Genomic DNA, 10531 nt, shown 5'->3' with positions numbered 1-10531 from the left:
TGGCCATCACAGTCATTTCCTACGACCGGGTGCGGGCATCTGGCCAACTACCAGTCGACGTCCCAAGAGGCGAACGTTGCTTGATGCGGCACTAGCCAGGCAGGCGCGAAGCGCGCCTGGGGCGCAGGACCTACTCCCAGCGACCGATGAACGCCTCAGCTCTTGGCTCCGGGGCAGCCCGCTGCCAACTCGGGTCAGGGGTTCCTCAGGGGCGAGATCAGGGACAGTCCGGAGGCGTGGATGCCACGAACGGCCCTAGCGTCGGTGCAGCGGGTGACCGATGCCCCTATGGAAAGGCGAGCGAGTGTTCCGGAGCAAGGCTTTACCGGCACAGGCTTCGAGTCCGGCCTTCGTCGGTGCTGAGAGGCTGGGCCACATTGCCTGCCTGACCGCCGTGCACAAGACGTACGGCCGCGGCGACAACCGGGTGCGGGCGCTCGATGGGGTGGACGTCGACTTCGCGGCGGGTACCTTCACGGCCATCATGGGACCCTCGGGCTCGGGCAGGTCGACGCTGCTGCAGTGCGCGGCGGGCCTGGACCGGGTCGACACGGGCGAGATCCTGTTGGATGGTGCGCCGTTGCACCGGCTCTCCGAGCGGGCGCTGACCGAGTTGCGCCGCGAGGACATGGGCTTCATCTTCCAGTCCTTCAACCTGATGCGGGCACTGACGGCCCGGCAGAACGTCGAACTGCCACTCCGGTTGGCCGGGCGCCCCATCGATCCGGCGGCGATCGACAAGGGGCTGGCCGAGGTCGGCCTCGCCGAGCGGGGCGAGCACCGGCCTGCCGAACCGTCGGGTGGTCAGCAGCAGCGCGTCGCGATCGCGCGGGCGCTGGTGACCAGGCCCAAGGTGGTTTTCGCGGACGATCCGACCGGTGCGCTGGACTCGCGTACCGCGCGTGAAGTCCTGGCGCTGCTGCGTGGCGTCGTCGAGCAGCACGGACAGACGGTGATCATGGTCACGCACGACCCGGTGCCCGCCTCGTACTCGCAGCGCGTGGTCTTCCTCGCCGACGGCCGGGTGACCGGCGAGCCGGCCGAGCCGACGGCCGAGTCCGTGGCCCTGCGGATGGCCGCGCTGGAGCCCGGCGCGAGCGGGACGAAGCCGTGCTGAGTATCGCCGCAGCCACCCTCCGGCACCGTCCGATGGGCTTCGTGGGCGCCTTCCTCGCCCTCGCCCTCGGCACGACGATGATCGGCATGATGACGCTGACCCTGGCGGCCACCTTCGGCACGCCGCATCCGGGGCCGCAACGGTTCAGGGAAGCCTCGACCGTCATCGCGCCCCAGGCCTTCGAGGGGCGACCGATGAAGGCCCCCGCGGGGCTGCCCGCCGACGTCGTGACCAAGGTGACCGAGGCCGGGAAGGCCACGGCCGACCGCAGCTTCCCGGTACGGCTGAATCCCGGCCTTGGGAAGACGACCGGCCACCCCTGGACCTCGGCCGGCTTCGCGGGTTACCACCTGGTGGCCGGGCGTGCGCCGAAGGCCCCGGACGAGATCGTCGTTGCCGGTGGCGCCAAGTCGCTCATCGGGCATGAAGCCGAGGCCGTCACCTCCGACGGCGCCGGCCGCTACCGGGTGGTGGGCGCCGGAGCCGGCCGGCCAGCGCCGCACGCTGATCGCGGTCGCCAACACGCTGATCATGGCAATGGCCGGGCGGCGGCAGGAGTTCGCCCTGCTTGGCCTGGTCGGCGCGGTGCGCAGTCAGATCGTGAAGGTCGCCGCCGCCGAGGCCGCCGTGGCGGTGGTCGTCGGCACCGCGCTCGCCGCCGTGGCGACCGGACTCGCCGCGGTGACCCAGCACGTCTCGCTGAGCAAACTGGTGACCGGCACGCCGACGGTGGTCCCGTGGGCGCAGGTCCTGGGGACCGTCGCGCTCTGCGCCCTCGTCACCGTGGTCACCGCGTCGGGAGCGACCTGGCATGCGACCCGCCGACGCGCGATAGAAGCCGCGGGCATCCGCGAGGAGAGCCTGGCCGGGACCACGCGCGGGGCGCTGCAGGTGCTGGAGGTCCATCGACAGCGTCGCTGCTCTCCCCGACGGTCGCCTGGAGGTCGGCATCGTTCGCGCTCGCGGCCACTCCCGGCCCCCAGGGCACAGGAGCAGACAGCGACGTGGAGCCGACCCGCTCGCGCAGGCATATGGCTGAGGACCGCAGAGTGCCGCACTTCGCCACGTCCCGGTCGGCCGATGAGGGCCGCCCGGAACGTCGGGCTCAGGCGAGGTCGAATCGGTCGAGATTCATCACCTTGTTCCACGCTGCCACGAAGTCACGTACGAACTTCTCTCCCGCATCCTGGGACGCATAGACCTCCGAGAGGGCTCGGAGCTGGGAGTGCGCACCGAAGATCAGGTCGACGGCGGTGGCGGTCCACTTGACCTCGCCGGTGGCGCGATCCCGGCCTTCGAACACGTTCTCGTCCGTAGCCGACGCCTTCCACTCCGTGCCCATGTCGAGCAGGTTGACGAAGAAGTCGTTGGTCAAGATTCCTGGCCGGTGGGTGAAGACACCGTGGGTGGCCCCCTTGAAGCCGGTGTTCAGGGCCCGCATGCCGCCGATCAGCACCGTCATCTCGGGAGCGGTCAGCGTCAGCAGGTTGGCGCGGTCCAGCATGAGGGTCTCCGGCGACAGCTTCTCGCCCGCCGGAAGGTAGTTGCGGAAGGCATCCGCCTTGGGCTCCAGCACGGCGAACGACGCCGCGTCGGTCTGCTCCTGCGAGGCGTCCGTACGCCCCGGTGCGAACGGAACCGTGACGTCGTACCCGGCGTTCCTCGCGGCCTGCTCGACGGCCGCGCACCCGCCGAGGACGATCAGGTCGGCGAGGGAGACCCGCATTCCGCCGGTCTGCGAGAGGTTGAAGTCCTGCTGGATCCTCTCGAGCGTGCCCAGTACCTCGGTCACCTCGGGGAGGTTGTTGAGTTCCCAGTCCTTCTGTGGCGCGAGCCGGATGCGCGCTCCGTTCGCCCCGCCGCGCTTGTCGGTGCCGCGGAAGCTCGCTGCCGACGCCCAGGCGGTGGTGACCAGCTGGGAGACGGAAAGGCCCGAGGCGAGGATCCTGCCCTTGAGGGCAGCGATGTCCTCGTCCCCGACCAGTTCGTGATCGACGTCGGGAACGGGGTCCTGCCACAGCTGCGGCTCGGGAATCCACGGGCCGAGGTAACGCGAGACGGGTCCCATGTCGCGGTGCAGCAGCTTGTACCAGGCCTTGGCGAAGGCCACCGCGAGTTCGTCCGGGTTCTCGTGAAACCTCTTCGTGATCGGGCCGTAGATCGGGTCCACCTTCAGCGCGAGGTCCGTCGTCAGCATCATGGGGGCGTGCCGCTTCGACGGATCATGGGCGTCGCGTACGGTGTTCCTGGCCGAGGGGTCCGAGGGAGTCCACTGGTGAGCGCCGGCGGGGCTGCTCGTCAGCTCCCACTCGTACCCGTAAAGATTGTCCAGGTAGCCGTTGTCCCACTTGGTCGGCTCGGTGGTCCAAGCGCCCTCCAGACCACTGGTGAGCGTGTGGGGGCCCGTGCCGCTGTTGTATGTGTTCCGCCAGCCGAGGCCCTGCTGCTCAATGGGGGCCGCCTCGGGCTCCGGGCCGATATAGCTGGCCTCGACCGCGCCATGACACTTGCCGAAGGTGTGGCCGCCGACAATGAGTGCGACCGTCTCCTCGTCATTCATCGCCATGCGCCCGAACGTCTCCCGAACGTCCCGGGCGGCAGCCATCGGGTCCGGGTTTCCGTTGGGTCCCTCCGGATTGACGTAGATCAGTCCCATCTGTACGGCGGCGAAAGGACCGGCGAGTTCCCTGTCGCCGCTGTAGCGCTCATCTCCGAGCCATGTGTCCTCGGGCCCCCAGAAGATCTCCTCGGGTTCCCAAATGTCCTCTCGTCCGAAACCGAACCCGAACGTCTTGAATCCCATGGATTCCATGGCACAGTTTCCGGCGAAGATCAGAAGATCGGCCCAGGAGATTTTCCGGCCGTACTTCTGTTTGACCGGCCAAAGCAGACGGCGCGCCTTGTCCAGGCTCGCGTTGTCGGGCCAGCTGTTGAGGGGGGCGAAGCGCTGTGCGCCGCTGCCGCCACCGCCGCGGCCGTCCTCGATGCGGTACGTTCCCGCGGCATGCCAGCTCATCCGGATGAAGAGCGGCCCATAGTGACCGTAGTCGGCAGGCCACCAGTCCTGGGATGCCGTCATCACATCGAAGACGTCACGCTTCAGTGCGTCGACGTCGAGGGTCGCGAACTCTTTCGCGTAGTCGAAGTCCTCGTCCATCGGGTTGGCTCGGGGAGAGTGCTGGTGGAGAACCTGAAGGTCCAGCTGATTCGGCCACCAGTCCCGGTTCGTCCTGGGCCGCCGAGTCGGTGTGGGCGTCGGCGAAGGGATTGCCGGGTTCTCGCTTTCACTGCCGGACATGCCCGTCCTTCTTTCTGTCTCGGTGTTCCTTCTGCCGGCTGCCGCTCTTGACGTCGTCGGCTTTGCTGGTGTCGAGCGTCCGTATGGTCGCGCATCGCAGACCACATCTCTATGAAACACGCAGAACACCCCGCATAACAGACGTGAGAGAAGGGGCGACCTTTCTGCTCCCGTGCCGACTTCCGACGCAAGCCGAATCGAATACGAAAGCCCCCGGACGCGTCGGAGGGGCCCGTCCTGTGGCGGCCGTAAGGCGTGGCGCCGCGATCGGTAGGCGAGCGATCAGGAATGATGAACGGCCTGAGTGACCAGTCGTCCGTCTTGATCGTCATCTGTCGGACGACGCGTTGGACGCCCGCTGGACCTGAATCCGCGCCTCCTCGGGACTCAGCCCCGGGGTCGTGTCGCCACGTGAAGCAGCGGCAGTCCCGGCGGCGCCGGATGACGTGCAACAGCCATCGGCAGAGCGCGGGGTTCACTGCGGTGGTTGAGCCGTTATGCGCCCGTCGTCGAGCCGGGCCGGACGATCATCAGGACCACCACGATCAGCCAGGTGAGGGCGAACAGGCCGGTGATCATCGACAGGTGGGGCAGCCGGGCGATCAGGGACTCCGCGGCGGTCGACGTCCGGTCGGGCTTGTCGAGCTCGCTGACCACGTCGTCCTGGGTGCCGAGCACCGCGATGCCCAGCAGGACGGCGGCCACCGCCGTCAGAGCCATGGAGGCGATGAGCCGGGCGCTGCCCATCACGCCCATCACCTCAGCAGTGCCGATACCGAAGGCCGGGACGGAGGTGCCGGCCACGGCGTAGACCCGGCAGATCCGGTGCAGCGGCCGGACCGATCCCGTGGCCGACTGCTGGTCGGTCCCGTCGGCCAGTGCCTGGCGTGCAAAACGCGGGAACAAGCTCGCCGCAACGGTGACCGGTCCGATCAGCAGGATCGCCGCCAGCACGTGGATGCTGAGCAGGAATTTGGCCATGCCGGTGTCTTCCCTTCGCGCGCACGCTGACGCGGGGCGTGAGGCGCGCGCTATGGGTCTGGCTTGGAGTCGCCCGACGATTGATCAGGGTGTTGCCCGGGGCGTGGCCCTCTGTTTGACCGGTCTCGGTTCGCGGGCGGTGCCGGTGTTGCTGGTGTGCTCAGCGATCAACACCGGCTGTTCGGGGGGACGTTGTCCGGCCGAAGGTCCTGTGGCCGCCTCACACCGCCCCGTTGACGTGCCGTTTACTCTCCAGCGGATGTCCGGGGACTGTGAACCTTGTGGCGGACGAACAGCGCCGTAGGCACGGCCATGACGATCAGTACAACTCCGCCTATGACGTTGACCAAGCGCACGGCGTCGGTGAGCCCTCGGTACCGCGGTCCCCACCACGCGAGCGAGGGATACGGGAAGGTCTGTCGCGCTGCCGCCGTGTGACGCACCCTCCACGATCCTGTCCGCCTGCGCCGCGGGGATGCCTGCCTCGACGAGACGGTCGTGGAGGTTCCGGGGGAAGCGACTGGTGACGACAGTTCCGAGCACACTGGGGCCGAGCACCGTTCCCAACCGACGAGCCATGTTCACCGCTGCTGCCGCCATGCGCTCGTGGCGGGACGCTGTTGACCGCGGCAGCCGTCGAAGGCGCCGTCAGCAGGCCCGCGCCGACGCCCGCCACGAGCAGCCCGGGCCACATGGACGCTTCCTGAGCGCTGCTTGCTCGAGGGTCCCGCACTCCGCAGTACGGTCAGCGTTCTGCGGCGAATGACTAGACCTAGGCCAGGGCCCCGTACAGCGCGTCACGCAGGGGTATGGACTCGCCGGCCGCCTGGTCCAGCAGTGCTCCGCCCTGGAACGCAGCGGTGAGCAGGTGGGGGAGCGCGGCCTCCGCTTGACCGCTGCGCGGGACGCGGTCACAGTGCCGAAGGGCGGGATCTGTTGCGCGGCGAGCTCGTCGCGCGGCCGCAGGAAGCGGACAGGATGACGGTACCTAGCCTCGTCGACGGCGGTGTCGGCCTGGAACTCCGCCACCAGGTGCGGGCGGATGGGGTGGTACTCCAGCTCACCGCGGGTGCCCCAACTGTGCTGAACCGGCGCCCGTGCCAGGGATGGTCGGGGTCGGCCGGATGCAGTCGCTGTGCGAGGTTGCGAGGTTGCGTCGTTGGGCGGTGGTCAGGCGCCGATCGTCGTCGTACGCACCTCCTCCGGCCGACTGGTGATGTTGGCGTGCACCCCGGATTCGATGGCCTTTGCGTGGCCCGGTAGAGGTCGCCGCGGGTGTGGGAATGCGCGTCCGGCGATCGCCGGCGGGCGTCCGGCGCTGATCGCAGTGCGTTCGCCGGAGAGGTACGGCAGCATCAGCAGCTCGCCCGCGCCCGGTCCCGGCTCCCTCGCCAGACGCGTCGGTGCGGCGTGGCCGCCACCGGCGAACAGGTCGCACAGCCAGTTGGTGCCGTACCCGAGGGGCCACGGGCCGGTCCGCCGGTGGCGACCGGTGCGCGCGGAACGCCGCAGAAATACTGGTCCAACCAGTTGACCAGAGACCCGGTCGCGTTCACCCTGATCGCCATGAACCAGGGACTCATCCGGCGCGAGGCGGTCTCCGACCAGCTCTTCGCCCTGTTGCGTGACAGGATCCTCGGTGGGGAACTGCCGGCCGGTTCCGCGCTCACCGCCGAACGGGATTTGGCAGCCGAGTTCGGGGTGAACCGGCATGCCGTCCGAGAGGCCGTCAAGCGGCTTCAGCAGGCACGGCTGGTCGAGGTCAGCCACGGCGGCCGCACGCTCGTCCTGGACTGGCGGCATACCGCCGGCCTCGACCTCGCCATGGGCATCGCGGCGGCCGACGCCGGGCCCTCGGTGGAGGACCTCGCCCGCGACGCCCTGGAGATGCGGGCATGCATCGGCGCCGACGCGGCCCGGCTGTGCGCGATCCGGTGCTCCGAGGACACCGCCGGGCAGATCGTCGAGGCCGCGGGCCGGTACGCGCGCACCGGGCCCGATCTGACCGAGCTCGGCGATGCGGACGTCGCCTGGTGGCGGCTGATCGTGGAGGGTTCCGGGAACGTCGCCTACCTGCTGGCCTTCAACAGCCTGGTGGGCGGCACACTCCCGGTGGCCGACGTGCCGGACGACCTGCGGACCGCTGAACTCCTCGACGTCGCAGCACATCAGCGGCTGGCAGCGCACATCGCGGCACGCGAGGCCGAGGCGGCCGAACGGCTGGCGCGCGATCTGCTGTCGCGCAGTGTGCCCGCGACGCCGCGGAAGGCGGTGCGCTGACATGATCCCGGCCGTGGTCTATGCAATACCGGCGTTCGTGCTGCTGGTCGTCGTCGAGGCACTGTCCTACCGCTTCCTCCCGGACGACGACGAACGCGGCTACGAGCTGCGGGACACCGTCACCAGCATGTCCATGGGCGCCGGCAGCCAGGTCGTCGCGATGCCGTGGAAGGCAGTGACGATCGTGCTGTACGCGGCTGTCTTCGCCGTCGCCCCCTGGCACCTGTCGCCGTCCTCCGCGTGGACGTGGGTGCTGCTGTTCTTCGGCGACGACCTCGCGTACTACGCGTTCCACCGCGCCCACCACCGGGTGCGGGTGCTGTGGGCGAGCCATGTGGTCCACCACTCCAGCGTCCGTTTCAACCTCTCGACCGCACTGCGCCAGAGCTGGACGCCGATGACGGGGCTGCCCTTCTGGCTGCCGCTGGCACTGCTCGGCATTCCGCCGTGGATGATCCTGCTCCAGCAGGCCTTCAGCCTCGTCTACCAGTTCTTCCTGCACACCGAGCGGGTGGACAAGCTGTGGCGGCCGGTGGAGTGGTTCTTCAACACGCCCTCCCACCACCGCGTCCACCACGGTTCCAACAGGGAGTACCTGGACCGCAACTACGGCGGCATCCTGATCGTCTGGGACCGGCTCTTCGGTACGTTCGAGCCGGAAGGCGTGCGGGTGGTGTACGGCCTGACGAAGAACATCGACACCTACAACCCGGTGCGGGTGGCCTTCCACGAGTTCGCGGCCGCCTGGCGCGACGTCCGCGCGGCGCACCGCTGGCGCGACCGGGTCGGGTATCTGTTCGGGCCGCCCGGCTGGGCACCCAGGGCGGACGGATGACACGCCACCGCTGATCTTCGCATCAGCGTGCTCAGGCGCGTCCCGTGGGTTTCGTAACGCTGTGGCTTCGCGTGTCGTCCGTGCGATCCCGCGGGTCGTCACCGGTCAACGGACGGGCTGCTCGAGGACCCGCCGCCGTACCGCGCCAACGCCGTACTGCGCGGCCCCAGCCACCTTCCCGTGGCGATCGAGGGCTTCACGGCCTGAGCACCGCCGCAGGGGCTGGGGGAACCAGTCCAGCTGCGTCTCCTGGCCGCGCCGCTGTTTCGCGTTGGCGGGGAGTCAGGCCGGCCTGAGCTGTACGTTGTCGCGGTGCTGCGGGCCGCGAGGCCCGTAGTCGATGTCCGCGCCGGTGTTGCTGCTGGTCATGACCGCGGCGGGAGCATCGTAGGGATCCATGACCGCGTCGATGAAGATCAGCGTGTCGTTGGGGGCGCTGAGGGCCTCCGTCAGGTCCGCAGTGGTCTTGACGACGAACGATCGCGCCGTGGTGTCCGGGCGGAGCACCTTCGGTAGATCCGCGTAGGCCCAGGTCGCGATGTCGTTGTACTGCTCGGTCTTGCCGAGGTAACCGCGTTCGATGGTGTATCCGCCGTTGTTGATCAGGAAGATCACGGGTTTGTGGTCGTGCCGCAGGATGGTCGACAGCTCCTGCGCGGTCAGCTGGAACGAGCCGTCGCCCAGGAACAGCAGGTGGCGACGGTGTGGTGCTGCGGTCAGCGTGCCGAGCAGGGCTGCGACCGAGTAGCCGATCGAGCCCCAGTTGATCGATCCGACGAAGGTGCAGTCCGGTGGCAGTCGCAGGCCGAGGAGGGCGTACGACGTGCCGTTGTCGAGGAGGAGCACGTCCCCGGCCCGGAGGTAGCCCTGGATCGCCTGCCAGTACGCGGCCTGCGTCAGGTTGGTGGAGCCGACTGCGTGGGTCTCCGCCGCCGTAGCCCCCCGCTGTGGTGCAGCGCGGCTCGTGACGTGCGGGACGGCGTCCAGTACGCCGCGGATGACTTCCTTGAGCGTCACCGCCTGGTAGTTGTCATCGCCGATGTCCACCGAGTGGCTGCGGGCGCGGATCGTGTCGGCGGGCAGCGAAGCGGTGAAGTCGCCCGTGGTCACCTCGATCGGCCGGTAGCCGATGGAGAGCAGGCAGTCGCTCGTCTCGATCGCCGCGCGCACGTGCGGCTCGCTCGCCCGGCCGTTGTAGATGCCGACGTAATAGGGGAACGTCTCGTCGATGACCGCCTTGGCCGTGCTGATCACTGCCACGGGGAGTTGCATCTTCTCGGCCAGCCCCATGAGGTCGGCTGCCACGCCGAACCGGTCCGCGTCCAGATCCACCAGGACCGCCGGTGACGTGGCGGCAGACAGGTGGGCTGCGATCGCGGTGACGCACGACCGCAGCCGTTCCGGGTCGCTGGGCGGTTGCGCGAGCACCAGCGGGGCCTCGGGAACCTCGATGTCGAGATAGGCGATGTCGGAAGGCAACTCCATGTACACCGGGAGCTTTTCCCGCCACGCGGTGAGGATCAGCCGGTCGATCTCGGTGACCGCGTTGTGCGGGGTCAGTCGCGCCTGCGCGGCGGTCACCTGCGCGTAGGCGCCGAGGAAGCGGTCCCAGGTGCCGTCGGCCATCGTGTGGTGCATCCCCAGGCCGCGATCGATGGACTTGAGCGGTATCGACCCGCAGATACAGACCACCGGCACGTGCTCGCTGTAGGAGCCGGCGACCCCGTTGATCGCGCTCAGGGCGCCCACAGCGTTCGTCACGAGCAGCGCGCCCATGCCGTTCAGCCGGGCATAGCCGTCCGCTGCATAGGACGCGTTCAGCTCACTGCAGTTGCCGACCCATTTCAGAGTGCCCGCGTCCTGCAACTGCTGCAGCAGTTCGAGGTTGAAGTCACCAGGGACGCCGAAGAGGTGGCCGACGCCGGCCTCCTCCAGACGCCGAAGCAGGAAGTCGCCGATCGTCATCCATCGGCTCGGGCTGGTGGACATCGCCTGTGCCTCCGAATCGCCGGTATCGTCT

The 10531-nt window shown here is 68.8% G+C and carries 6 protein-coding genes and 1 pseudogene; 4 read left to right on the top strand and 3 right to left on the bottom strand.

Annotated elements, in window-relative coordinates; genetic code table 11:
• The first annotated feature begins 394 nt into the window (after nt 1-394).
• Together ACWCQS_RS23180 and ACWCQS_RS23175 are read left to right on the top strand one after the other, a co-directional pair.
• A complete protein-coding gene (locus tag ACWCQS_RS23180) occupies nt 395-1117 on the top strand; it encodes an ABC transporter ATP-binding protein (RefSeq protein WP_451006192.1) in 723 nt (240 codons plus the stop codon).
• Nucleotides 1118-1540: 423 nt separating this feature from the next.
• Nucleotides 1541-1879: pseudogene (locus tag ACWCQS_RS23175) on the top strand (FtsX-like permease family protein); the annotation flags it as partial.
• A 343-nt stretch (nt 1880-2222) separates the two neighbouring features.
• Here the strand turns inward: ACWCQS_RS23175 and katG are convergent.
• Nucleotides 2223-4415 carry a catalase/peroxidase HPI gene (gene katG, locus ACWCQS_RS23170; protein WP_451006202.1) on the bottom strand — a complete coding sequence of 731 codons (2193 nt, stop codon included), beginning with the start codon at nt 4413-4415 and terminating at the stop codon, nt 2223-2225.
• Between the two features lie 495 nt (nt 4416-4910).
• Nucleotides 4911-5396 carry a hypothetical protein gene (locus tag ACWCQS_RS23165; RefSeq protein ID WP_451006191.1) on the bottom strand — a complete coding sequence of 162 codons (486 nt, stop codon included), beginning with the start codon at nt 5394-5396 and terminating at the stop codon, nt 4911-4913.
• 1566 nt (nt 5397-6962) lie between these two features.
• Here ACWCQS_RS23165 and ACWCQS_RS23160 point away from each other — a divergent pair.
• Nucleotides 6963-7676, top strand: a complete 714-nt coding sequence (locus ACWCQS_RS23160; protein WP_451006190.1) for a FadR/GntR family transcriptional regulator — start codon at nt 6963-6965, stop codon at nt 7674-7676.
• A gap of 13 nt (nt 7677-7689) precedes the next feature.
• Nucleotides 7690-8511 (top strand): sterol desaturase family protein, encoded by an 822-nt coding sequence (locus ACWCQS_RS23155; RefSeq protein ID WP_451006189.1) that lies wholly within the window; start codon nt 7690-7692, stop codon nt 8509-8511.
• Between the two features lie 282 nt (nt 8512-8793).
• Here the strand turns inward: ACWCQS_RS23155 and ACWCQS_RS23150 are convergent, their stop codons facing one another.
• Nucleotides 8794-10500 (bottom strand): alpha-keto acid decarboxylase family protein, encoded by a 1707-nt coding sequence (locus ACWCQS_RS23150; RefSeq protein WP_451006188.1) that lies wholly within the window; start codon nt 10498-10500, stop codon nt 8794-8796.
• Nucleotides 10501-10531 lie beyond the last annotated feature (31 nt).

This window comes from Streptomyces sp. NPDC002076 (assembly GCF_053593835.1).
This window is presented reverse-complemented; position numbering and strand designations above follow the sequence as displayed.